At 57.4% G+C, this 22,829-nt stretch carries 21 protein-coding genes and 1 pseudogene; 9 read left to right on the forward strand and 13 right to left on the reverse strand.

Going from position 1 to position 22,829, the window contains the following annotated elements; all coding sequences use genetic code 11:
• Positions 1-87 precede the first annotated feature (87 nt).
• On the reverse strand, positions 88-1,440 hold the full coding sequence (locus ACA061_RS20250) for a GntT/GntP/DsdX family permease (protein ID WP_042560582.1): 1,353 nt from the start codon (positions 1,438-1,440) through the stop codon (positions 88-90).
• An 82-nt stretch (positions 1,441-1,522) separates the two neighbouring features.
• Positions 1,523-2,056, reverse strand: coding sequence for a gluconokinase (locus ACA061_RS20255; protein WP_497299928.1), 534 nt, complete (start codon positions 2,054-2,056; stop codon positions 1,523-1,525).
• A 216-nt stretch (positions 2,057-2,272) separates the two neighbouring features.
• Between ACA061_RS20255 and gntR the strand changes: the two genes are divergently transcribed.
• A complete protein-coding gene (gene gntR, locus ACA061_RS20260) occupies positions 2,273-3,304 on the forward strand; it encodes an HTH-type transcriptional regulator GntR (RefSeq protein ID WP_497299929.1) in 1,032 nt (343 codons plus the stop codon).
• Positions 3,305-3,526: 222 nt separating this feature from the next.
• Here the strand turns inward: gntR and ACA061_RS20265 are convergent, their stop codons facing one another.
• A complete protein-coding gene (locus ACA061_RS20265; RefSeq protein ID WP_210554115.1) occupies positions 3,527-4,399 on the reverse strand; it encodes a LysR family transcriptional regulator in 873 nt (290 codons plus the stop codon).
• Between the two features lie 122 nt (positions 4,400-4,521).
• On the opposite strand from ACA061_RS20265, the gene ACA061_RS20270 reads away from it, so the two are divergent.
• The gene (locus ACA061_RS20270) at positions 4,522-4,962 is read left to right on the forward strand and encodes a PACE efflux transporter (protein ID WP_150601600.1); all 441 of its coding nucleotides are present in this window, start codon (positions 4,522-4,524) and stop codon (positions 4,960-4,962) included.
• 121 nt (positions 4,963-5,083) lie between these two features.
• Here ACA061_RS20270 and ACA061_RS20275 read toward each other — a convergent pair whose 3' ends face one another.
• On the reverse strand, positions 5,084-5,623 hold the full coding sequence (locus tag ACA061_RS20275) for a methyl-accepting chemotaxis protein (RefSeq protein WP_224787096.1): 540 nt from the start codon (positions 5,621-5,623) through the stop codon (positions 5,084-5,086).
• 6 nt (positions 5,624-5,629) lie between these two features.
• Positions 5,630-6,403 (reverse strand): annotated as a pseudogene (locus tag ACA061_RS20280) (PAS domain-containing protein); the annotation flags it as partial.
• 594 nt (positions 6,404-6,997) lie between these two features.
• Here ACA061_RS20280 and ACA061_RS20285 point away from each other — a divergent pair.
• Together ACA061_RS20285 and ACA061_RS20290 are read left to right on the forward strand one after the other, a co-directional pair.
• On the forward strand, positions 6,998-9,928 hold the full coding sequence (locus ACA061_RS20285; protein ID WP_497299930.1) for a hypothetical protein: 2,931 nt from the start codon (positions 6,998-7,000) through the stop codon (positions 9,926-9,928).
• Between the two features lie 279 nt (positions 9,929-10,207).
• Positions 10,208-10,624, forward strand: a complete 417-nt coding sequence (locus ACA061_RS20290) for a GNAT family N-acetyltransferase (RefSeq protein ID WP_150601605.1) — start codon at positions 10,208-10,210, stop codon at positions 10,622-10,624.
• Positions 10,625-10,706: 82 nt separating this feature from the next.
• Here the strand turns inward: ACA061_RS20290 and def are convergent, their stop codons facing one another.
• From def to ACA061_RS20305, 3 genes are all read right to left on the reverse strand, one after another.
• Complete coding sequence (gene def, locus ACA061_RS20295; RefSeq protein ID WP_150616128.1) at positions 10,707-11,246, reverse strand: peptide deformylase; 540 nt, start codon at positions 11,244-11,246, stop codon at positions 10,707-10,709.
• 2 nt (positions 11,247-11,248) lie between these two features.
• A complete protein-coding gene (locus ACA061_RS20300) occupies positions 11,249-12,199 on the reverse strand; it encodes a YihY/virulence factor BrkB family protein (protein WP_150601607.1) in 951 nt (316 codons plus the stop codon).
• Between the two features lie 164 nt (positions 12,200-12,363).
• Positions 12,364-12,555, reverse strand: coding sequence for a CsbD family protein (locus ACA061_RS20305; protein WP_210700302.1), 192 nt, complete (start codon positions 12,553-12,555; stop codon positions 12,364-12,366).
• Positions 12,556-12,750: 195 nt separating this feature from the next.
• Between ACA061_RS20305 and ACA061_RS20310 the strand changes: the two genes are divergently transcribed.
• A complete protein-coding gene (locus ACA061_RS20310; RefSeq protein ID WP_150601609.1) occupies positions 12,751-13,128 on the forward strand; it encodes a hypothetical protein in 378 nt (125 codons plus the stop codon).
• 220 nt (positions 13,129-13,348) lie between these two features.
• On the opposite strand, the gene fadD1 is transcribed toward ACA061_RS20310, so the two are convergent.
• Both fadD1 and fadD2 read right to left on the reverse strand, forming a co-directional pair.
• On the reverse strand, positions 13,349-15,046 hold the full coding sequence (gene fadD1, locus ACA061_RS20315) for a long-chain-fatty-acid--CoA ligase FadD1 (protein ID WP_150601610.1): 1,698 nt from the start codon (positions 15,044-15,046) through the stop codon (positions 13,349-13,351).
• Positions 15,047-15,393: 347 nt separating this feature from the next.
• The gene (gene fadD2, locus ACA061_RS20320; RefSeq protein WP_150601611.1) at positions 15,394-17,082 is read right to left on the reverse strand and encodes a long-chain-fatty-acid--CoA ligase FadD2; all 1,689 of its coding nucleotides are present in this window, start codon (positions 17,080-17,082) and stop codon (positions 15,394-15,396) included.
• Between the two features lie 199 nt (positions 17,083-17,281).
• On the opposite strand from fadD2, the gene ACA061_RS20325 reads away from it, so the two are divergent.
• Entirely contained in the window at positions 17,282-18,226 is a 945-nt protein-coding gene (locus ACA061_RS20325; protein WP_497299931.1) for an alpha/beta hydrolase, read from the forward strand.
• A 44-nt stretch (positions 18,227-18,270) separates the two neighbouring features.
• Positions 18,271-18,741 (forward strand): MaoC family dehydratase, encoded by a 471-nt coding sequence (locus tag ACA061_RS20330; protein ID WP_003227420.1) that lies wholly within the window; start codon positions 18,271-18,273, stop codon positions 18,739-18,741.
• A gap of 256 nt (positions 18,742-18,997) precedes the next feature.
• On the opposite strand, the gene ACA061_RS20335 is transcribed toward ACA061_RS20330, so the two are convergent.
• Positions 18,998-19,465, reverse strand: a complete 468-nt coding sequence (locus tag ACA061_RS20335; protein ID WP_497299932.1) for a ferritin-like domain-containing protein — start codon at positions 19,463-19,465, stop codon at positions 18,998-19,000.
• 204 nt (positions 19,466-19,669) lie between these two features.
• Here ACA061_RS20335 and ACA061_RS20340 point away from each other — a divergent pair, with 204 nt between their 5' ends.
• Both ACA061_RS20340 and ACA061_RS20345 read left to right on the forward strand, forming a co-directional pair.
• Entirely contained in the window at positions 19,670-19,906 is a 237-nt protein-coding gene (locus ACA061_RS20340) for a DUF3820 family protein (protein ID WP_003227425.1), read from the forward strand.
• Between the two features lie 31 nt (positions 19,907-19,937).
• Complete coding sequence (locus ACA061_RS20345) at positions 19,938-21,119, forward strand: aminotransferase class V-fold PLP-dependent enzyme (RefSeq protein WP_497299933.1); 1,182 nt, start codon at positions 19,938-19,940, stop codon at positions 21,117-21,119.
• A gap of 5 nt (positions 21,120-21,124) precedes the next feature.
• On the opposite strand, the gene ACA061_RS20350 is transcribed toward ACA061_RS20345, so the two are convergent.
• Positions 21,125-21,850, reverse strand: coding sequence for an intradiol ring-cleavage dioxygenase (locus tag ACA061_RS20350; RefSeq protein ID WP_497299934.1), 726 nt, complete (start codon positions 21,848-21,850; stop codon positions 21,125-21,127).
• A 311-nt stretch (positions 21,851-22,161) separates the two neighbouring features.
• Positions 22,162-22,827, reverse strand: coding sequence for a bifunctional 4-hydroxy-2-oxoglutarate aldolase/2-dehydro-3-deoxy-phosphogluconate aldolase (locus ACA061_RS20355; RefSeq protein ID WP_150616133.1), 666 nt, complete (start codon positions 22,825-22,827; stop codon positions 22,162-22,164).
• Between the last annotated feature and the right edge of the window lie 2 nt (positions 22,828-22,829).

The raw sequence follows: 22,829 nt of genomic DNA on the forward strand, positions 1-22,829 counted from the left end.
CTCCTACAAGGGGGATGTGTTCAGCCTTAAGGTTTCACCCACAAAAAAACCGCATCGCTGCGGTTTTTTTGTGTCTGGCGTTTGCTGTTAAACGAACATCGACAACAGCAGGATAAAGCCCAACGCGACCACCGAGAGGATGGTTTCCATCGCCGTCCAGGTCTTGAACGTCTCAGCCACGGTCATGTTGAAGTATTGCTTCACCAGCCAGAAACCGGCGTCGTTGACGTGGGACAGGATCAACGAACCGGCACCGGTGGCCAGCACCAGCAGCTCACGGTTAACGCCCGGAACCATCCCGACCACCGGCACCACAATGCCCGCGCCAGTGATGGTCGCGACCGTTGCCGAACCGGTAGCAATACGGATCACCGCCGCCACCAGCCATGCCAGCAGGATCGGCGAGATCTGCGCGCTGACCGCCATGTGGCCGATCACGTCGCCCACGCCGCTGGTCACCAACATCTGCTTGAAGCCACCGCCGGCACCGATGATCAGGATGATCGCGGCGGTTGGCGCCAGGCTCGCATCCAGCCACTTGAGGATCTGGTTGGAACCGATGCCCTGCTTGTAACCGAAGGTGTAAAGCGACAGCAGCAACGCCAGCAGCAGTGCCGAGATCGGGTGACCGATCATGTCCATCCAGGTGCGGAAGAAGTTACCGTCCGGCAGCGCCACGTCAGCGAAGGTCTTCAGCAGCATCAGGAATACCGGCAGCAGCACGGTGATCAGGGTGATGCTGAAGCTCGGCAGGACAGCGGTATCGTTTTCGCGGGCCAGTTGATCGACCAGCTCCTGATTCGGGTGACCCGGAATATGTTTGGCGATGAACGTACCGAAGATCGGCCCGGCAATGATTGCAGTCGGCAGCGCAACGATCAGACCGTAGAGAATGGTCTTGCCGATGTCAGCACCGAATACGCCGATGGCCAGCAGCGGGCCCGGGTGCGGTGGCACCAGACCGTGCACGGCGGACAGGCCGGCGAGCAGCGGGATACCGATCTTGATGATCGACACGCCCGTGCGGCGGGCAACGATGAACACCAGCGGAATCAGCAGCACGAAGCCGATTTCGAAGAACAACGGAATGCCCACCAGGAACGCGGCGAACATCATTGCCCACTGGACTTTGTCCTTGCCGAACGCGCGAATCAGGGTCTGGGCAATCTGATCTGCCCCGCCCGATTCGGCCATCATTTTGCCGAGCATGGTGCCCAGCGCGAGGATGATGCCGACGAAACCGAGCACGCCACCAAAGCCGTCCTGGAACGCTTTGATGATGGTGCCGATCGGCATGCCGGACGTCAGGCCGAGGAATGCGGCGGCGATGGTCAGGGCAATGAAGGGGTGAATCTTGAACTTGGTGATCAGGATGATAAGTCCGATCACCGTGACCACTGCATCAAGCAGCAGGTAGGCGTCGTGGGACATGCCAAACATTGGGGGTGTCTCCTGGTTTGTTGTTGTTATTAAAGCGGGTTAATCAGAAGTCGTAAGGACAGCGCTGTCTGCATGAACACACTCATACCGCCTGTTTCAGGCCATTGGCCTGCCACCAGACGTGAGCTTGCTCTGCCAGTTCTTCGACGCTGTGAATCGAAGCGTTCAACGCCAGGGTCAACGGCTCGCCTTTGGGCGATTCGAGGGTGGCGAACTGGCTTTCGATCAACGTGGCCGGCATGAAGTGGCCCGGACGATGAGACACACGCTCGGCGGCAACTTCAGGGGTCAATTCAAGGAACACGAAGCCCAGGCCCGGCAAGGCACTGCGCAGGATTTCGCGATAACTGTGTTTGAGGGCCGAGCAGGTCAGCACCGGGCGCTGGCCCGTGGCGTCAACGCGGCGCAGTTCCTCGCACAGGCTGTCGAGCCAGCCGGCACGGTCGTCGTCGTTCAGGGGGATCCCCGCGCTCATCTTTTCGATGTTCGCGGCCGGATGGAAAGTATCGCCTTCAATGGCAGTGGCGCCGCTCAATTGGCACAGGGCCTCGCTGACGCACGTCTTGCCGCAACCGGCAACGCCCATGATGACCACGGCGGTGATGGGATGATTCATGAAACACCTCAGCGCGCAGACAGCGCTACCTTTGCAAGCTATGACTCTAGTGCACAGATAGAAGTTGCCGACGCCTTCTTGTCGTTTTTTTGGGTTGCAGCAGGTTTGTTCCCAACACCAAAAAGCGAAGATCAGGCAGGACCTCGCTTACGCATTTGCAGCTGCATCAGGACAGCGCTACCTTAGTGCCTTGATTTTTGTTTGGCAAGCCGCCCGATGACCACTCCTAAAAACGATAAAAATACCCGCACCACCGGCCGTCCCACCCTCAATGAAGTTGCTCGCCTTGCCGGCGTCAGCCCTATTACCGCATCCCGTGCCTTGCGCGGGGTCAGCACCGTGGCCACCGAACTGGTGGAAAAAGTCCGCAAGGCCGCCCTAGAACTCAACTACGTGGTCAACCCTGCCGCCCGTGCTTTGGCCTCGGCGCAGAGCCATTCTGTAGTGGTTTTGGTGCCGTCACTGTCCAACCTGTTGTTCATCGATACGCTGGAAGCCATTCATCGGGTTTTGACGCCCAAGGGCTTCGAAGTACTGATCGGCAACTTCCACTACTCCCGTGATGAAGAAGAAAACCTGCTGCGCAACTACATGGCTTATCAGCCGCGCGGGTTTCTGCTGACCGGTTTTGATCGCACCGAAAGTTCGCGGCGAATGATCGAGGCCAGCAACATTCCCTGCGTGTACATGATGGAACTGGACAGCGCTGCGGGCGTGAATTGCGTCGGCTTCTCCCAGCTCAGCGCCGGCGAAACGGCGGCAGAGCATTTGCTTTCCCGTGGGCGCAAACGTCTGGCTTACATCGGTGCGCAACTTGATCAGCGCACGTTGCTGCGAGGCGAAGGTTTTCGCAAAGCGTTGCAGAAGGCCGGGCGTTATGACCCGGATCTGGAAGTGCTGACGCCGCGTGCTTCGTCGGTGGGATTGGGTGGCGAGTTGTTTCTGCAATTGCTGGCGGCGCACCCGAATGTCGATGCGATCTTCTTCGGCAACGATGACCTGGCACAAGGTGCATTGCTGGAGGCGCTGCGCCACGGCATCAAAATCCCTGAGCAAGTGGCAATTCTGGGCTTCAACGACTTGCCGATGTCCGAGCACATGGTGCCGCGCCTGAGCAGCATCAACACCCCGCGTGAGGCGATTGGCCGGCGCGCAGCGGAGCAGATGCTGACGTTGATGGCGGGCAACAACGTGGCACGGCCGGTGGAAGACATGGGCTTCGAACTGAAGATCCGCGAAAGCACCTGAGCCTGCCTCGGGTCCATGTAGGAGCTGCCGAAGGCTGCGATCTTTTGATCTTGTTGTTAAAGATCAAGATCAAAAGATCGCAGCCTTCGGCAGCTCCTACAGGGGGGGTGTGCGTCAGTCGATACATTATTGACTGAAAGACCGCTATCGCTGGCAAGCCAGCTCCCACAGGTTTCTGTGGCGCACACAAGCCCAAGGTTTACCCCGCAATTTGTGCGGGGCTTAGTGGCCGAGCAATTCGACCAACGCCAATGCAGCCTTCTGTAACGGCTGGCTCTTGAGCCATACCGCGTGTACCGGCAGTACCAGGCCATTTTCGATGTTGCGAAAATTCAGCCGTTTCAAACGCCCGGCATCCAGTCGCGACTGCACCACCGACAGCGGGAAATTGCCCCAGCCCAATCCCGCCTCGACCATTTCCATCGCGGTTTCCAGGGTATCGGTGCGCCAGTGCGATTCAGCCACTAACGGCCGCGTCTCACTGATCGGCAAGTCACGACTGGCGACGAAGATCTGCCGTACGTGCACCAGGTCTTCAAGAAACAGATCCTGCCCCTGCAACAACGGACTGTCCGCCGCCAGCGTCGCGATCATCCGTTCGCTGCCGACAAACTGAAAGCGCTCCAGCACGTTCATGCTCAACCCGGCGAACGCCAGGCATACACTGACGCGGCCGCTGTGCAGCATCGCCAGCACATCATCCTGCGGCGCCGTCAGGACTTCGATGTCGAGCAGCGGATGGCGCTCGGCAATAGCCTTGATCGCCGCCAGCAAACGCCGACGGTCGATGTCCGCGACCACGCCGATCGACAACTTGCTCTCCAGCCCCAACGACAACTCCACCGCGTGCACTTGCAGTTGCTTGAGCTGCCCGGCAATCAGCCGTGCGTGCGGTACCAGAGAAAGCGCCATCGCCGTCGGTTGCGGTTCGCGATGGCTGCGATCAAACAGCGGATAACCGAGTTCGGCTTCAAGGTTGCCGATGCCCATGCTCACTGCCGACGGGACTTTGCCCAATGCGCGGGCGGCGGCGGAAAACGAGCCGCGTTCAATCACCGCAAGGAACAGTTCAATGCTGTCGCTGTTGAAATTCAATGGGTCAACCTATCAATAGAACTGAAAGCTTCTGACTTTTTCTGTCAGCCCTATTGAAGCTATCTTTCGCCGCCTCCGCCAGTCCCACTGGCCAACAAATGGCAAGAAAGAGGCAAATCTGCATGCAAGGCGTCAAACGCAAACTGGTCTATGTGTCGCTGTATGAAGTGATCGGCATGACCTTTTCCGCCCTCGGTCTGGCCCTGTTGTCGGGCACCTCGCCGGGCAGCACCGGGCCGTTGGCGGTGATCATCACCACTATCGCCGTCACCTGGAATTTCATCTATACCTCGATGTTCGAGCACTGGGAGAGTCGTCAGCAGTCACGCACCCGCACCGTAAAACGACGCATCGCCCACGCAATCGGCTTTCAACTGACGTTGATCGTGTTCCTGATTCCGTTGATCGCGTGGTGGATGAATATCAGTCTGGTGCAGGCGTTCCTGCTGGATCTGGCGCTGATCATCTTCATCCCTTGCTACACGTTTGCGTTCAACTGGCTGTTTGATCGTGTGTTTGGTCTGCCTGCTTCGGCGTTGCCGGATTCCCCTGCGGCGGCATAAATCGTCAGCCACTGCAATGGAAACATGATGTAGGAGCTGCGGCACGCTGCGATCTTTTGATCTGGAATTTAAAGATCAAAAGATCGCAGCGTGCCGCAGCTCCTACAGTTTTTATGCGTGGTTAATTCAACTGCAGGGTCTCATTGAACTGGCTGATCGCATCTACCACATGCCGCGAGCCTTGCTGAATCTCCAGGATCACCTCCCCCGCCTCATTCGCCAGTTCAACCCCAAGCCCGGTGCGGCTCAAACTCGATTGCATGCTCGAAACCGCACTCAACGACAAGTCATGGTTCTTGCGCACCACTTCAACAATCTCCAGCGTCGCCTGACTGGTGCGCGCAGCAAGACTGCGCACTTCATCCGCGACCACCGCAAAACCCCGCCCATGTTCGCCGGCCCGCGCTGCTTCGATGGCCGCGTTCAGCGCCAGCAAATTGGTCTGATCGGCGATGCCGCGTATGGTCTGGACGATGGTGCCGATGATGTCCGACTGCTTGCTGACCGCATCGATGCTGACCGCCGCTTCGTTGAGATCGCGGGAAATGTCCTGAATGATCTGCACCGTTTGCTGCACGACCTGTGAGCCTTTTTGCGCGCAGGCGTCGTTTTGTACCGAAGTGCTGTGGGCCGATTCCGCGGCATTCTGCAACGTGGTCATCTGGCGGGTGATGTCGCTGGCGAACTTGACCACTTTGTACAAGCGGCCCTTGGCGTCGAACAACGGGTTATACGAAGCTTCGAGGTAAACCATCTGCCCGGACTTGTTCTTGCGCTCGAAGCGATGGGAGTGGTATTCGCCGCGATTGAGCGAAGCCCAGAATGCCTTGTATTGCACCGACTCGGCTTCGGCCCGATGGCAGAACATGCTGTGATGGTGGCCGACAACTTCGTTGAGCGTGTATTGCGTGGTCTTGAGGAAGTTTTCGTTGGCGGTAATCACATTGCCCTCCGGCGTGAACTCGATCACCGCCATCGAGCGACCAATCGCCGCGAGCATGCTTTCCTCTTCATGTTCCTTGTTGATCCGCGCGGTAATGTCCGCCGCCACTTTGATCACACTTTTTACTTGTTTGTCCGGGCCATAGACCGGCATGTAACTGGCTTCTAGCCAGACTTCCCTGCCGCTCTTGTTCAAACGCAGGAACGTCCCGCTGATCGGCTCGCCCCTGGCCAGGTCACGCCATAACTTCGCGTAATCCTCGCTGCGATAAAACGCTTCTTCGCAAAAGATTCGGTGATGTTTGCCGCGCACTTCTTCGGCACCGTAACCCATGGTCTTGCAGAAGTTTTCATTGGCATCCAGAACAATGCCATCGGGGCTGAACTCGATCATCGCCATCGAACGGCTGATCGCCGCCAACTTGGCATTGGTTTCAGTCAAGGCGCAGCTGAAGCGCTCGATTTCCTTCAGGTCAGCCTTGTGATGTAGGTTGAACATGGTTGTATCACCTTCCGCGCGTTCTTTTGATTTGATGAAAGTTCAGGTCTTTCAGAATCCACCACTACGTTCCACAGAACAGGCACACGCCTTCCTCCATGGGAGGAAGTTGTCAGGTGATAAATGATGATCAATCGGAACGTCCATGCAGCAACGCTCTAATCAAGACATCCTTCTCTTGATAGCCCGGTTGAGGGCCAGCCCTAACGTGTTGAAGAAAGTCCATTTAGGTGTCGCTCCTTGTTGGTTCGGTGTCGGTGCCTCGGGTTGCGCACTCTGGCAGCATGAATCACGGACTAACCCTATGGACTCGGCACGCTTTGGCATGACGGTCGACATAGTTAGTTAGGTGTCAGCATAGCCAGCGCGAAGTCTTGCGCAAGGCCACTAGTCGGCCAGTATCTGGCACTTTTTGCACAAGAAACGGTTCAGCGAAGACGTCTCAGAAAATATCTATCCAGAGTCAAGCGCCACCATTCGTCGGAAATCAGCCTCTACCTGTCAGACCTGACAGTTGTCGTAACCGCACCATTCCCTTCTGATCAGAGCTCCAGCTGCTCTTTTACTCGCAGCCACCCACGAAGGAACGTCGCCATGATCAAGCCGCACGATGAAAACAATCCGCTCGCGCTTCATCGCCCCTTCATTGTCGGCAGTACCGATCTGAGCACACCTGAGCACTACGACGGCGGTATCCCGGTACGCGCGCTCGAGGGCGATTTACAAATCATCTTCAATCCCTGGTTGGTGATGAGCATTGGCGATGAGCTCAAATGTTTCTGGGGCAATCTCTCGACGCCGGTGCGCAGCATCATTATCGAAGACGAAAACCAGATGGGGGAACGGGTCGTCATCACCATTCCCCAAGGCTTTGTTATCGATGGTGACGCGCAGATGTTTTACAGCGTAACGCGCGTGGGCCAGGCCGAGGAAAGTTACCAGCCGGTGCTGACGATGCTGGTCAAGACGACGCGCCCGGGCGGCTTCGATGACAGCCCTGAAGAAGGCCACTCCGGCCTCAATTACACGCTCATACCGGACTTGTCCAACGGGGTGGATCCCGGCATGGCCGAGCGCGGAATCCAGATGCGCATCGAGCCCTACGAAAACATGGCGACGTTTGATTGCATCATTTGCCGCTGGGGGAGCCAGCAGGTCATTTATTACCCCGTGACCCAGCAGCAGATCGACGACCCGGTCAACCACCCGATTATCGTCACCTTCGACAAAGCAACCATCGAGAAACACGGCGATGGCGCCAACGTCCCGGTGACCTATCAAGTGATCGACCGCGTCGGCAACTACCCCGACGAGCGTGCGCCCTGGGCGAAAATCACCCGTGTACTGGTGGACCTGAAAGGCAATCGCTTGAATGCAGCGCTGGTGCTGGTCGATGGCAAACCGGTGTCGACCATTGATCTTGCGAAACTGGGGGATATCAACGTCATCGTCTGGATCTATACCCCGGAAAATGACTTCGCCGTAGGCGACAAGGTCGTCATGACCTGGACCGGCACGGCGCCCAACGGTCAGCCGATCATCGTCGGGCCACTGGAGCAGACAGTCGAATATGTGCCGTTCCATTGCGATTTCGTCATTCCCAACGCCTCGGTCAAAGCCATCGCCAAAGGCTGGGCTTCAGTGGGTTACATACTGCAAAGAGCGGGCGTGGCGGACAGGCCGTCGAAAAATACCAGCGTGACTGTTGAAGGGCAGATCAACCATCTGGCGGCGCCCTCGGTAGTTGAGGCGCCGGGCGGCATTCTGGATCCCGATGAACCTTGGGCAACGGCGAAGATCGCTGCATATCCGGGCCGCAAGGGTAGCGATCAACTGACGCTGATCATGGAGGCGCGACACCCCAATGGCACCATCGTTTATTACGACGATTCGCGGCCAGTCGGTAATGTCCCCGAGAACGAGCCTATTCTGCGCAGCGTCAGCAACGCCGTAATTCGTCGGTTCACCGGGTTGCGCGTGAAGGTGTTTTATCGGGTGGCGAACGATGACGCTGTACTGCTTGATGTGCGCGACTCGCAGGTGTTTTACATGCAGGTAGGTGTGTCACTGCCCCAGTTTGAGCGGCCGCACGTAGAAGAAGCCGGACAGGACGGCACGCTCGATCCGGACCATGTTCCACCGACGGGCGCCACATTGGTTGTGCCACATACCAACACAATCCTGGGGGATTGCGTGACCTATCGGTGGCGCGGCTCGACCACTGACGGAAGCACCAGTGACTTCATCGAACTGACGTCGCACACGGTGGGAAAACCGGTGAAATTCACTGTGCCCAAAACGTATGTGATCAACAACCTGAATGGCACGGTGATGGCGAGCTACACCCTGCAGCGCAATGGCCAAATGATGGGGACCTCGGCCGAACTGAAGTTGAATATCGGCAAGCCACAGGCCGAACTGCCACCGCCCGAAGTCGTTGAAGCACCCGATCTCATACTTGATCCCAATCACCACCAGCACGGCTTTACCGTCAGGTTCAATACCGCCGAAGTCCCCGCCGGCAGCGAGATCGAACTGACCATCATCGGTCGTGATGGCGAGGGTTCGACCACGCCGCAACGCAAACCGGTCAACGGCCAGCAGCGCGTTGATTTCAATATTGCGGCGGCTATCACTGGCGCCAATTTAAAGCGCAGTGTTTTGATTGATTACAAAGTGCTGAATACCCGAGCGCCAACTCCTGCGCAAACGCTGGAGTTGCGTATTGGTGAACTGTTGCAACAGAGCATGCCGAAACCATTGTTGGAAGGGTTCGCGGGAGAAGTTCTGCAAATCAGTTTGATCACGAATGCTACTAAGGTGCTGTGCGACAAATGGCCGTTCCAGCGCAGCGGCCTGCCGATCTGGTTAAGTTACAAGGAACAAAGAACCGACGGAACTTCACGTTCCAAAGATCAGTTTGTGGGTACAGCACATGATCAGGGCCCCGGATTGAGTTATACGGCCGAGGTGGCGTGGTTGCGTGAGTGCAAGGCGGATTCGACGGTTGCGATTGTGTTGAAGGTGGGATTTTTTAGAGAGGCTATGGTGAGTGATGCGGAGGAGTGTGAGGCCAGGGTTTATACGGTGAAGGCATGGCTGGATGATTTGACGACTTTTGATCGGTTTAATTGGAATGGCTGGATTCCCCAGGCGAGTTACGCTAGCAAGATCGTGTTGGAGCAAGGTGAGTATTTTGCGCAAGCGACAATTCAGCACAATCATTTGATACTAGAAAAAAGTTTCGATGACATCGAGGTTGGTGAAGTGTATGAACTAAGTTTTAAATATCGGTGTCCGTTTGTATCACAGCTGAACGTCTTTCAAGACAACTCCGCAATTGTTAGAATTAGTAATTTCCCAGCGTCGAACACGTGGAAAACTTATTCGATAACCTTCCCCTCAAAAAATACTTCTCCAGCGTCGCCGATAAAACTGCATATAGGGATCGGTTATAAAATCGGGCACCCCATCGGCAGCACAAAAATAGATGATATCCGCCTGAGACACATTCCAAAAACTTAACCCACCCTCGTTGATCAGATCATTCCGGACGCATCCGGAATGATCCATTCAACTTAGAAACAGGCAATCAATGCCCAAAAACATCTACCTTCTTGGCCTTCTTCTCCGCCCGCTTTTCAATCGCGGTCTTGGCCGGTTTCTTCTTCGCGGCTTTCTTTGAATCCATACCTTTGGACATGTCAAATACTCCACTCACAGGGCTGTAGGCTCAGGTATACACCTATCCAGTGACGCGCGTTCTTTTATAATCGCCGCCTCCCCCACCGCCAGTCCGATCCCATGCCCGACACCCAGTACAGCCTGCTCGACGAGTCGTTATGGCCGTTGATGAACAAGTTTTACCGCAGCCACCAATCCTCGATGAAAGCCGTTCGCGAGGCGCAGCTGTGGGTGGCGCGGCGTGGCGACATTGTTGCGGCGCTGTGCTTACGGCCGGTGGCGGGTGGGCTGTGGTTGACGGGGTTGTTTGTTGATCCTGCGTGTCGTGAGCAGGGGGTTGCTGCGCAGTTGATCAGCATGGCGGTGAAGGATGTGACAGAGCCGGTGTGGCTGTTCTGCCATCCGGATTTGCGCGGGTTTTATGAGCGACGCGGGTTCAGTGCCGACCCTGCCCTGCCCCAGGCGATGGCGGAGCGGTTGAGCCGGTATGCGCGGAGCAAGCCGATGATTGCGATGGGGTTGAATGCGGGGCAATAAAGATCAAAAGATCGCAGCCTTCGGCAGCTCCTACACGGATCTCTGTAGGAGCTGCCGAAGGCTGCGATCTTTTGATTTGGCTTTAGTCGTCTGCGCCTGGATCGAGATCCGGAAACATCACTTCGGTAAAACCGAACTTGCTGAAATCGGTGATCCGCGACGGGTACAACCGGCCGATCAAATGGTCGCATTCATGCTGCACCACCCTCGCATGGAAACCTGAAGCCACGCGCACAATCGGCTCGCCCTTCGGATCAAAGCCTTCGTAGCGAATCAGCTGAAAGCGATCCACCGCACCCCGTAAACCGGGCACTGACAGGCAGCCTTCAAAACCTTCTTCCGTCAACGTATTGAGCGGCGTGATCAGCGGATTGATCAGGATGGTCTGCGGTACCGCTTCGGCGTCCGGGTAACGTTCGCTGTGCTCGAAACCGAAGATCACCAGTTGCAGATCGACACCGACCTGCGGCGCGGCCAGGCCAACGCCGCCGACGCTTTCCATGGTCTGGAACATGTCGTCGATCAGTTGCCACAGCTCCGGGCTGTCGAACATTTCCGGCGGAACCGGCGGGGCTATACGCAGCAGGCGCTCGTCGCCCATTTTCAGAATTTCACGAATCATGGTCAGGCTTCATCAGTGTCCGGCTTGATCGAGTGATCGCGACCCAGGCCCGAGACGTGTTGTTTGGGATGTTCATCGAGTTCGCCGGGGACTTTCTCGCCCGCGTCCTTGCCTTCGCTCGACATGTGTTCGATCACCGCATTCATCTCCGCGCCGAGCAGCAGCACGGCAGCGGAAATGTAGAAGTACAGCAACAGCACAATGATCGCCCCGATGCTGCCATACATCGCGTTGTAGTTGGCGAAGGTTTTGACGTAAAACGCAAAACCCAACGAGGCAATGATCCACACCACCACGGCCAAAACCGAACCCGGCGTGATGAAGCGGAATTCCTGTTTGACGTCCGGCATCACGTAGTAGATCAGTGCCACGGCGACCATCATCAGAATCACGATGACCGGCCAGCGCGCGATGGTCCATAGGGTGACGATGAATTCCTCCAGCCCCACCTGGGCGGCGATCCAGCCCATCACCTGCGGCCCGAGCACCATCAGGGCCGCCGCCACCAGCAACATGCCGGCAATGCCGACGGTGTAGACGATCGACAGCGGGAAGCGCTTCCAGACAGGTCTGCCTTCAACAACGTCATAGGCGGCGTTCATTGCGCTCATCATCAGGCGCACGCCGGCAGACGCGGTGTACAGGGCAATGACGATACCCACCGACAGCAAGCCGCCCTTGGACTGCTGCAGCTGATCGATCACCGGGTTGACCTGCTCCAGCGCTTGCGGTGGCAGCACCAGCTCCGATTGCAGGCGCAGCCAGGAGAAGAAGTCCGGCAGGTGCAGGAAACCGATCAGGGCGATCAGAAACAGGATGAACGGGAACAGCGAGAACAGCATCTGATAGGCCAGTGCCGAGGCGTACGTCGACATCTCGTCGTCGATGAATTCAGTGACCGTGCGCACCATCACCCGGTGCAGGGGCAGACCTTTCATGTCCGGAAAAATCATTCGCGTCTCCTTTCGCCGCAATACAGGTTGAAGTCGTGGCGACTCAGGGGCCGTTTTTTACATCACGGTAGCCTGTTTGGCGACCCTTGCAGGATAACCGCAGGCTTTTGACACAAAAACGGCCATCCTTGGATGGCCGCTCGTGTCTTTCGTTCAAGGCCGGATTACGCCTTGTCGACGGTGTTCTTCACTGCATCTTTGGCTTTGCCAACGGCTTGCTGGGCTTCGCCTTTTTTCTCTTGGATTTTGCCTTCGGCTTTCAGTTTTTCATTGTCGGTAGCTTTACCGACGCCTTGCTTGACGTTGCCGACTGCTTCGTTGGCCATGCCTTTTACTTTATCGCCTGTGCTACTCATGGTGTTTCTCCTTGGTGCAATTAGGGGAAAGTCAGTACGTAATGATTGACTGGCCGCGTTTGCGCCAAGTTTCATTTATTTTTAGCGGCTCATTTCGTCGCGGCGTGCAGGTTGGGCTTTATGTTTGCTCGCCCAGCCCCGAGAATGCGCACCTATGGGCGCCGTGCGCCAGATAACCGATCCCGCAGGAATGTCATGAAACTCGATAAAAAGCAGGCCATTGCCCGTAGAAACCAGGAACTGGGCGGTGCCGTGCTCGGCACCAACAACTGCCACTTCGCCGAACTGAACCGCAACCGCAACATCTGGTGGTTCGACCTGCCGGTGGCGCGTCTGGCCGTCGGTCAGTACGAGTGGATTCACCTGCTGATGCACACACCGGACACCGACGAACTGCTGCACCTGAAAGTGCCGACGGTGTTTCTGCGTGAGAAGCTGGAAGGGCTGGTGATTCGTAATGAAGGCAAGCGCAAGGCTGCGTTGAGCCTGGAATTGAGTGCGGACAAGGATTCGTATCTGCAGGACATGCGTCCGGCGGGGACTAACGTGAACTTTGCGCCGTTTCGGCAGTAACCAACTCTCGCGGAGAGCCTGATCCCTGTGGCCTGGCGGTTCTCTGTGGCGAGGGGATTTATCCCCGATGGGCTGCGGAGCAGCCCCAAAACTGCCACCCAGGTTCTGTCAGGCAGACCGCATTCATCGGGTTTACAACTGCTGCGCAGCCGATCGGGGATAAATCACCTCGCTACAAAGGCATAGAATCAAAAAGCCCCGCATCTGCGGGGCTTCTTGTTTACGCGGCGTTCTTCGCCTTGATCTTCTTCAGCTCTTCGTCGCGCAGTTCGCGGCGCAGGATCTTGCCGACGTTGGTGGTCGGCAGCGCATCGCGGAACTCCACCGAGCGCGGCACCTTGTAACCGGTGACGTTGGCGCGCATGTGCTCCATCACCGTTTCCTTGGTCAGCGTCACACCAGGCTTGGCGACGATGAAAATCTTGATCGCCTCGCCCGACTTCTCGTCCGGTACCCCGATGGCTGCGCACTGCAACACGCCCGGCAGGGTCGCCAGCACGTCCTCCAGTTCGTTCGGGTACACGTTGAAACCGGAGACCAGAATCATGTCTTTCTTGCGATCGACAATGCGCATGTAGCCATCCGGCTGGATCAGCGCGATATCACCGGTTTTCAGCCAGCCGTCACTGTCGAGCATTTCATCGGTGGCGTCCTGACGCTGCCAATAGCCCTTCATCACCTGCGGGCCTTTGACGCACAGCTCGCCGATTTCACCCAGCGGCTGCTCGACACCGGCATCGTCGATGACTTTGCACAGGGTCGATGGCACTGGAATGCCGATGGTGCCGATCTGGATGTGCTGGATCGGGTTGACCGTGGCCACCGGGCTGGTTTCGGTCATGCCGTAACCTTCGCAGATGGCACAACCGGTGACCGCTTTCCAGCGTTCGGCAGCGGCCAGTTGCAGGGCCATGCCGCCAGACAGAGTGACTTTCAGCGCCGAGAAATCCAGCTTGCGGAAACCTTCGTTGTTGCACAGCGCCACGAACAGCGTGTTCAGGCCGACGAAACCGCTGAACTTCCACTTCGACAGTTCCTTGACCATCGCCGGCAGGTCGCGCGGGTTGCTGATCAGGATGTTGTGGTTGCCGATCAGCATCATCGCCATGCAATGAAAGGTGAACGCATAGATGTGGTACAGCGGCAGCGGGGTGATCAGGATCTCGCAACCTTCATTGAGGTTGGAACCCATCAGCGCCTTGCATTGCAGCATGTTGGCGACGAGGTTGCGGTGGGTCAGCATTGCGCCTTTGGCCACGCCGGTGGTGCCGCCGGTGTATTGCAGCACCGCGACATCACCGCTGTCCGGGTTGGCTTCAGCCACAGGCTGGCCCTGGCCCTTGCTCAGCACGTCGTTGAACTTGACGGCTTTTGGCAAGTGATAAGCCGGGACCATTTTCTTCACATACTTGATGACGCTGTTGATCAGCAAACGCTTGATCGGCGGCAGCAGGTCGGCGACTTCGGTGACGATGACGTGTTTGACGCCGGTTTTCGGCACCACGGCTTCGGCCAGGTGCGCCATGTTCGCCAGGCACACCAGCGCTTTGGCGCCGGAGTCGTTGAATTGGTGTTCCATTTCCCGCGTGGTGTACAGCGGATTGGTGTTGACCACGATCAGCCCGGCGCGGATGGCACCGAAAACGGCCACCGGGTATTGCAGAACGTTGGGCAGTTGCACGGCGATTCGATCACCGGGCTGCAAATCGGTATGCTGTTGCAGATACGCGGCAAACGCACCGGACAATTCGTACAATTCACCGTAGGTGATTGTCTTGCCCAGGTTGCTGAAAGCCGGTTTGTCGGCGAAGCGTTGGCAGGATTGCTTCAACACTGCCTGAATGTTCGGATACTCGTCTGGATTGATCTCGGCAGCGATTCCAGCCGGGTACTTATCCTTCCAAAAGTCTTCGATCATGGAAGCCCACTCCTCAGCAACGCGAATTCTTCACCGCATTTGATGCGATTATTATTGGTGTGTGTTTTGTATTGGTGAATCCGGCTTGTATATAGGCCGAGAAGTCACAAAGCGCGCCGAGAGTAGCAGCTTTGCCGAGGGTCGACTAGAGCCAAAAGCGGCCCCTATAGTCACATTTGTGACTCAAGACTTTCTAGCAGTCATTTTAGAGCAAAAATCCTAGAACACCTCAAAAGTCCCGTAATTCGGGCCTTGAAAGCAAAAGATCGCAGCCTTCGGCAGCTCCTACATGTGAATGCGTTTCCTGTAGGAGCTGCCGAAGGCTGCGATCTTTGCGCTATTGCTCTTTATGCGATATCGCGCAACTCACGTCGCAGAATTTTCCCGACAGGCGTCATCGGCAACGACTCACGCAACACAATGTGCTTGGGCACTTTGTACGCAGTGAAATTCTCCTTGCAGTAAGCCTTCAGTTCTTCAAGGCTGACCCCGGCCTCCCGCGCCACCACGAACAACTTCACCGCCTCGCCCGAACGCTCGTCCGGCACACCGATCACCGCGCAGTTGGCGACTTTCGGGTGGGCCATGACCACGTCCTCGATTTCATTCGGATACACGTTGAAACCGGAAACGATGATCATGTCTTTCTTGCGATCAACGATACGCACGAAACCGTCCGGATCGATGACCGCAATGTCGCCGGATTTGAACCAGCCCTCGGCATCCAGCACTTCAGCGGTGGCTTCGGGTTTGTTCCAATAGCCTTTCATGATCTGCGGGCCTTTGATGCACAGTTCGCCACGCTCGCCCATGGGCTGCTCGACGCCGTCATCGTTGATCACTTTCAACAGCGTGCCCGGCACTGGCAAACCGACTGTGCCCAGACGCGACTGGTCGCCGTACGGGTTGGTGCAAGCCACCGGCGAGGTTTCGGTCAAGCCGTAACCTTCAGTGATGCGGCAACCGGTGATCTGCTCCCAGCGTTCGGCGGTCGCCTTCACCAGCGCCGTGCCGCCGGAGTTGGTCAGTTTCAGTGTGGAGAAATCCAGGGTCTTGAAATCCGGGTGCTCCATCAACGCGACAAACAGGGTGTTGAGCCCCAGCAGCGCCGAAAATTTCCAGTTCTTCAGTTCTTTGATGAACCCGCCAATGTCCCGCGGGTTGGTGATCAGTACGTTGTGGTTGCCCGAGACCATCATGCACATGCAGTTCGCGGTGAATGCATAGATGTGGTACAGCGGCAGCGGCGCGATCATCACTTCCTGGCCTTCGCGCAACAGCGGCTGACCATCGGGGCCGAGTTGCGCAAGGCAGGCGCGCACTTGCTGCATGTTCGCCACCAGATTGCCATGAGTGAGCATTGCACCCTTGGCAAGGCCTGTCGTGCCGCCGGTGTATTGCAGCACGGCGATGTCGTCGAGGCCGACCTTCAGCGGCTTGATGCCCAGGCCACGCCCCATGCGCAGCGCGCTCTTGAAGGAGATCGCCTGCGGCAGTGAATACGCCGGGACCATTTTCTTCACCTTGCTGACTACGGTGTTGACCAGCCAGCCTTTGGCGGTGGGCATCAGGTCGCCCATCTTCGCCTCGATCAGGTATTGAATATCGGTGTCGGCCAGCACTTCCTGGACTTTCTGGCCGAACATGTTCAGGTAGACCAACGCCCGCGCACCGGAATCCTTGAACTGGTGGCGCATCTCCCGCGCGGTATACAGCGGGTTGGTGTTGACCACGATCAGCCCGGCGCGCAACGCACCGAACACGGCAATCGGGTAATGCAGGACGTTGGGCATCTGCACCGCGATGCGATCCCCCGGCACCAGATCGGTATGCGCTTGCAGGTAACCGGCGAATGCTGCGCTCTGGCGCTCAAGCTCGGCGTAGGTCAAGGTCACGCCCATGTTGCTGAACGCCGGGCGATCCGCGAACTTCTTGCAGGAACGCTCGAACACCTCGATCACCGACTTGAATTCCCCCATGTCGATGTCCAGCGGTACGCCGGCGGGGCGTTTGTCATTCCAGAAATCAGGTTGCATTGTTCTTGTCCTCTTTACCTGAGCCGATCCGGGCCGCTTTCTGTCATTTCTGAAAAAGCGGAGCTTCACGGACACTAGCAGTTATGGCCATTCAGGCAAATATGGGCGAGGTCCTCATTGATCGTGTGAATCTTCGTGCCGTGGCGTGGGCTGATCAGACGCGCTATACAATGTGCCGACTCTGAGCAAAGGAATCGCCATGACCCACGACACCCTATGGCTGGACGCGAGTGACCGCAGCCGCCTGTACGTCAATCGCTGGCTGCCGCTCGGGCCGCTCAAAGCGGTGATCCTGCTGGCCCACGGCATGGCGGAACATAGCGCTCGATACGCCCGATTAGCCGACACGTTTTGCGACAAAGGTTATGGCGTGTACGCCCCGGATCTGCGTGGACATGGCAAAACCGCCGATAACGGCACCCTCGGCCATTTCGCCGATGACGACGGCTGGTGCAAAGTCGTCGGTGATCTGGCCAGTCTCAACCAGCACATCGGCCAGCAGCATCCCGGCGTGCCGATCATCTTGCTCGGCCACAGCATGGGCAGCTACCTCGCCCAGGGTTATTTGCTGCATCACAGCGCCAGCCTGCACGGGGCGATTCTCAGTGGCTCGAACTTCCAACCGGTGGCGCTCTATGGCGCGGCGCGGCAGATCGCCCGTGTGGAGAAGCTGCGCCAGGGCGGCAAAGGACGCAGCGCGCTGATCGAGTGGCTGTCGTTCGGCTCGTTCAACAACAAATTCAAACCGGTGCGCACACCGTTCGATTGGCTGAGCCGCGACCCGGCTGAAGTCGACAAGTACGCCAGCGACCCAATGTGTGGGTTTCGCTGCACCAATCAGCTGTGGATCGACTTGCTCGGCGGCTTGCAGCAAATCAGCAAAGCGTCCAATCTCGCCCAGATCGCTCCGGGCCTGCCATTGCTGGTAATCGGTGGTGAATGTGATCCGGTGAGCGATGGCAAACGTCTGAAAGACCTGGCTGATGCATTGCGCTCGGCCGGCAGCCAGAACCTGCAACTGAAGATCTACCCGCAGGCGCGGCACGAATTGTTCAACGAAACCAATCGCGACGAAGTGATCGCCGATGTGCTGGCCTGGATCGACCAGACCCTGAGCCATCCACGTCCTCAGCGCAGCGAATAATTTTTTTTGTGGATTGATCCAATCCATCACAGGAATCGAGACCGATGACCCAGGTTACCAACATCCCTTACGAAGCCCTCGAAGTCGGCCAGACCGCCAGCTACAGCAAGACTGTCGAAGAGCGTGATATTCAGCTGTTCGCCGCGATGTCGGGCGACCATAACCCGGTGCACCTGGACGCCGAATTCGCCGCCGCCAGCATGTTCAAGGAGCGCATCGCCCACGGCATGTTCAGCGGCGCATTGATCAGTGCGGCGGTGGCATGCGAACTGCCTGGACCGGGCACTATTTATATCGGTCAGCAGATGAGCTTTCAAAAGCCGGTGAAGATTGGCGACACCTTGACGGTGCGTCTGGAAATTCTCGAGAAGCTGCCGAAGTTTCGCGTGCGCATTGCCACTCGCGTGTTCAACCAGCGTGATGAGTTGGTAGTGGATGGCGAGGCCGAGATTCTGGCGCCGCGCAAGCAGCAGACGGTGACGTTGCCGACGTTGCCGGCGATTAGCATTGGCTGATTGGTTGCGGGGGGTCAGGTAGATCTTTTCCCCCTCACCCCAACCCTCTCCCCCAGGGGGACGAGGGGGAAAGGGAGCAGATTTGAGTATTTTTCAAATCCTGAGTTCGACTCGTTCATTCAGGTCGATGTATAGCGCAAGACACCTCGGTCAGTCCCCTCTCCCTCCGGGAGAGGGCTAGGGTGAGGGGCTTCTACTTTTCACACACACAAAAAACGCCAGACTAGCTGGCGTTTTTTATACAGCCTACGAACGCTTACGAACGTGCGCGAGCCTGGTTACGCAGGGCTTTCACCTGGTCGTGGTTACGTTGCACGCCGTGGTACTGGCGTTCAACCAGATCACGAATACCGACCAGGTTGTGCTTGTTGATTTTTTCGATGGCTTCACGATAAGCCTTCAGGGCGTGATCTTCACCGCGCTCGGCTTCGTTCAGCACCGCTTCTTCGTCTTTGCCGGTAAACATGGCTTTGACGTCGACCCAGCGACGGTGCAGGTCACCGCTGACACTGGTGGAGGTTTCCGGATCGCCACCCAGCTTGCGAACTTCAGCTTGCAGCTCGGCAGCGGCAGCGGCGCAATCGGCAGAGCGGGTCACGAACAGGGTTTTCAGTTCTGGATGCTTGATGTCTTCAGCGCAAGTCTTGAACCCTTCCTGACCGTCTTTGCTGGTTTCGATCAGGTCGTTCAGTACGGAGATGGCTTCTTTATTTACGTCGGTCATTTTTCAATTCCTTGCGGGTTGATGAAAGATGCAAGGGATATTGCAGAGTGCGTGCCAGCTTTTTTATTTTTAAATAATCGTTATAAATCAACAACTTAAAGATAAGTGAACTATCTGTATCTCGGTAATTTGCATGATCTGTCATTTGGCCTGCATGCAGAATGCCTGTATTTTTCAATCTGATTTGAATCCAGACGAAAACCGATGAATCCAGAAAAACTCGAACTGCTGATCACCCGCGAAATGCCCTTCGGCAAATACAAGGGCCGAATCATTGCCGACCTGCCGGGCCCTTACCTCAACTGGTTTGCCCGTGAGGGATTTCCTCACGGCGAACTGGGTGGCTTGCTGGCATTGATGCAGGAGATCGACCACAACGGCCTCTCGGACTTGCTCGAACCACTGCGCGCCAAACACGGCAAACCTGCCCCGCGCCATTGAAGCGCCCTTCTCTATCAGAGTTAAGTCGACCATGCCTGATAACACCCGCCGCGCCCGTGATGAAGACTTCTGGCAAACGTTCGGCAATCGCTACGACGCTCAACCCGCCCCGGTAAACCTGGAAAACGGTTACTTCGGGCGCATGTCGCGCACGGTGATCGAGGAGTATCAACGCAACATCGAGCTGATCAACAACAGCAATTCGGTGTATGTGCGCCAACGCTTCGAACAGCACGACAACCTCGATATCCGCGCGCAACTGGCCGAGCTGATCGGCGTGCGTGCGCAAAGTGTCGCGTTCACCCGCAACGCCACCGAAGGCCTGCAATCGCTGATCCGCAACTACAATCGCCTGCAACCGGGCGATCAGGTGCTGATTTGCGATCTGGAATACGACACGGTCAAGGGCGCCATGCGCTGGCTGGGCAAGCATCGCGGCGTCGAGGTGATCGAGATTGCCCACGCGCATCCGGCCAGCTTCGACAGCCTGCTGGAGACGTATCGCGAGACGTTCATTCGCCACCCGAAACTCAAGTTGATGGCACTGACCCATGTTACCCACCGCACCGGCCTGGTGATGCCGGTACAGGCGATTGCCGCGCTGGCCAAGGAACATGGCGTCGATATCATCCTCGACGGCGCCCATGCGCTGGGTCAGCTCGAATTCAATCTCGAAGCGATGGGCATCGCGTTCGCCGGCTACAACCTGCACAAATGGATCGGCGCGCCGCTGACCCTCGGCTTTCTCTATATCGCCCCGCAACGCTTGGCTGATATCGATCCGGACATGGGCGAGATGCATTACCCGAGCAAAGATATCCGCGCACGCACGTCGTACAGCACGCCGAACATCCCGGCGCTGATGACCCTGCCGCTGGTGTTCGAGGAACACCGTTCACTCGGCGGCGCAGCGGCCAAAGGTGCGCGGCTCAATTACCTGCGCAATCTTTGGGTCAGCGCCGTGCGCCACTTGCCAGGTATCGAAGTCATGACACCGGATGATCCGCGACTTTATTGCGGGATCACGGCGATGCGCTTCACCCGCCATGACGATCAACAGTCGATGGCCGAGCGCCTGCTCAATGAATACAAGCTGTTCACTGTGGTGCGCACTGGCGCCGCGTGCGGGCCATGCATCCGCATTACGCCGGGGGTGACCACCACCGCCACCGACATGCAGTTACTGACCCGCGCGCTCAACGAGCTGCGTTGACTGACTTAAACCGTGTACTTGTCGAAGTCCTCGGGTTTGATCTGCGACGACACCGCGAAGGTGTCGATGCCGATGGTGAGGTGGCCGAAAAAACCGTCCTCGTGCGACTCTCGACCGATCGGCCAGACCGTCAGCGTCGAGGCTTCACCGTTCTGGCTGGCAAAAAGAACGTCCTCGGCGTTGTTCAGCGGTAATGACGCTCGCCCGCGATAGGCTCGGGCATTGAGCACTGAACGGGATATCACCTCGGGAAAATACAGCTGGCCGACCCAGGCGACATTGCGCTCCTCCAGGTATTCATTACCGGCGACGATGCGCACCGCCACATGAATGTGCAGCGCGCGCCCGGCATAGAAGCCGGGATAGACGGTGGTAAACCGCGCGCGCCCCAAGTGATCACAGAACTGGCTGCCGCGCAGGTAAGTGTCATCGTCCGTGCGCGGAATCGAGCCGATGGCCGCGACATCGACTTCCATGTCCGGATTGAGTCGGCTCCAGCCCGAGTACGCGCCTCGTGCGTTGCAATGCCAGATATCCACCAACGCACCGTTGACGGGCTCACCGGTCATGGCATCAACGATGGTCAGGCGCAGGACCAGCGGTATCCCTTCAGCACCTTCGCTGATGTTGCGCCGCAAGAGTTTGGGGTTGCGAAAGAAGGGCCCGGCGATTTGCTCGGGGGCCAGTTGATACACAGACTGCTGTGAGGCTGATGCGAGATCTCGCTCCATGAGTACGTCCTCTCTTCCATAAGATGAACGCAAGGTTAGCGCCACGGAAAAATCGCCGTGCGGTAACTATGTATCGCTGAGTAACCGATGACCTGCTTCATTAGAAGCAAGATCAAAAGATCGCAGCCTCGTTTCACTCGACAGCTCCTACAGAAAAACTGTCACGCCTCCTGTAGGCGCTGCCGCAGGCTGCGATCTTTTGATGTTGTTTTTAAACAAGGGAAAGCCGGTTTTCTACAGGCAAAAAAAACGGTGCACCGACCAAGCGCACCGTAAAGCCGTAGAACACACAACGAAGTGTCAGGTATTGATCAGTCCAGCAGCGCCAACGCCTCGGCGGTGCATTCCTGAATGCGGGCCCAGTCGCCGTTCTTGATCCACTCCGGATCAAGCATCCAGCTACCGCCCACGCACATGACGTTTTTCAGCGCCATGTAGCTCTTGATGTTGGCCGGGCCGACGCCGCCAGTCGGGCAGAATTTAACTTCGCCGAACGGGCCGCCGAGGGCTTTGATCGCGGCCACGCCGCCGCTGACTTCAGCCGGGAACAGCTTGAAGCGGCGATAACCCAAGCCATAGCCTTCCATGATGCCGGAGGCGTTGCTGATGCCCGGCAACAGCGGAATCGGGCTGTCGACACTGGCTTCGAGCAGGTCACGGGTGATGCCTGGGGTGACGATGAATTGCGAGCCCGCCGCTTCAGCAGCCGCGAGCATGGTGCGATCCAGCACAGTGCCGGCGCCGGTCATCAGTTCCGGGCGCTGGTCGCGCAGGATCTGGATAGCCTTGAGGCCGAACTGCGAACGCAGGGTTACTTCCAGCGCGGTCAGACCACCGGCAGCGAGGGCGTCAGCCAGTGGCAGCACGTCCTGTTCGCGGGCGATGGTGATCACCGGCAGGATCCGTGCCTTGGCGCAGATGCTGTCGATCAGGGCAACTTTGTCCGCCATGGAAACGGTCGGGGATGGGGTTGTCATAG

The sequence above is a fragment of the Pseudomonas sp. LBUM1668 genome (assembly GCF_059695715.1).

Excerpts from the sequence above, each read along its gene's own strand:
- fadD1 (WP_150601610.1), bottom strand. The coding sequence starts at position 15,046 with ATGATCGAAGACTTTTGGAAGGATAAGTACCCGGCTGGAATCGCTGCC.
- ACA061_RS20345 (WP_497299933.1), top strand. The coding sequence starts at position 19,938 with ATGCCTGATAACACCCGCCGCGCCCGTGATGAAGACTTCTGGCAAACG.
- ACA061_RS20325 (WP_497299931.1), top strand. The coding sequence starts at position 17,282 with ATGACCCACGACACCCTATGGCTGGACGCGAGTGACCGCAGCCGCCTG.
- ACA061_RS20290 (WP_150601605.1), top strand. The coding sequence starts at position 10,208 with ATGCCCGACACCCAGTACAGCCTGCTCGACGAGTCGTTATGGCCGTTG.
- ACA061_RS20285 (WP_497299930.1), top strand. The coding sequence starts at position 6,998 with ATGATCAAGCCGCACGATGAAAACAATCCGCTCGCGCTTCATCGCCCC.
- ACA061_RS20250 (WP_042560582.1), bottom strand. The coding sequence starts at position 1,440 with ATGTTTGGCATGTCCCACGACGCCTACCTGCTGCTTGATGCAGTGGTC.
- ACA061_RS20275 (WP_224787096.1), bottom strand. The coding sequence starts at position 5,623 with ATGACCACGTTGCAGAATGCCGCGGAATCGGCCCACAGCACTTCGGTA.
- ACA061_RS20330 (WP_003227420.1), top strand. The coding sequence starts at position 18,271 with ATGACCCAGGTTACCAACATCCCTTACGAAGCCCTCGAAGTCGGCCAG.
- gntR (WP_497299929.1), top strand. The coding sequence starts at position 2,273 with ATGACCACTCCTAAAAACGATAAAAATACCCGCACCACCGGCCGTCCC.
- ACA061_RS20300 (WP_150601607.1), bottom strand. The coding sequence starts at position 12,199 with ATGATTTTTCCGGACATGAAAGGTCTGCCCCTGCACCGGGTGATGGTG.
- ACA061_RS20350 (WP_497299934.1), bottom strand. The coding sequence starts at position 21,850 with ATGGAGCGAGATCTCGCATCAGCCTCACAGCAGTCTGTGTATCAACTG.
- ACA061_RS20355 (WP_150616133.1), bottom strand. The coding sequence starts at position 22,827 with ATGACAACCCCATCCCCGACCGTTTCCATGGCGGACAAAGTTGCCCTG.
- ACA061_RS20340 (WP_003227425.1), top strand. The coding sequence starts at position 19,670 with ATGAATCCAGAAAAACTCGAACTGCTGATCACCCGCGAAATGCCCTTC.
- ACA061_RS20255 (WP_497299928.1), bottom strand. The coding sequence starts at position 2,056 with ATGAATCATCCCATCACCGCCGTGGTCATCATGGGCGTTGCCGGTTGC.
- ACA061_RS20270 (WP_150601600.1), top strand. The coding sequence starts at position 4,522 with ATGCAAGGCGTCAAACGCAAACTGGTCTATGTGTCGCTGTATGAAGTG.
- ACA061_RS20335 (WP_497299932.1), bottom strand. The coding sequence starts at position 19,465 with ATGACCGACGTAAATAAAGAAGCCATCTCCGTACTGAACGACCTGATC.
- fadD2 (WP_150601611.1), bottom strand. The coding sequence starts at position 17,082 with ATGCAACCTGATTTCTGGAATGACAAACGCCCCGCCGGCGTACCGCTG.
- def (WP_150616128.1), bottom strand. The coding sequence starts at position 11,246 with ATGATTCGTGAAATTCTGAAAATGGGCGACGAGCGCCTGCTGCGTATA.
- ACA061_RS20310 (WP_150601609.1), top strand. The coding sequence starts at position 12,751 with ATGAAACTCGATAAAAAGCAGGCCATTGCCCGTAGAAACCAGGAACTG.
- ACA061_RS20305 (WP_210700302.1), bottom strand. The coding sequence starts at position 12,555 with ATGAGTAGCACAGGCGATAAAGTAAAAGGCATGGCCAACGAAGCAGTC.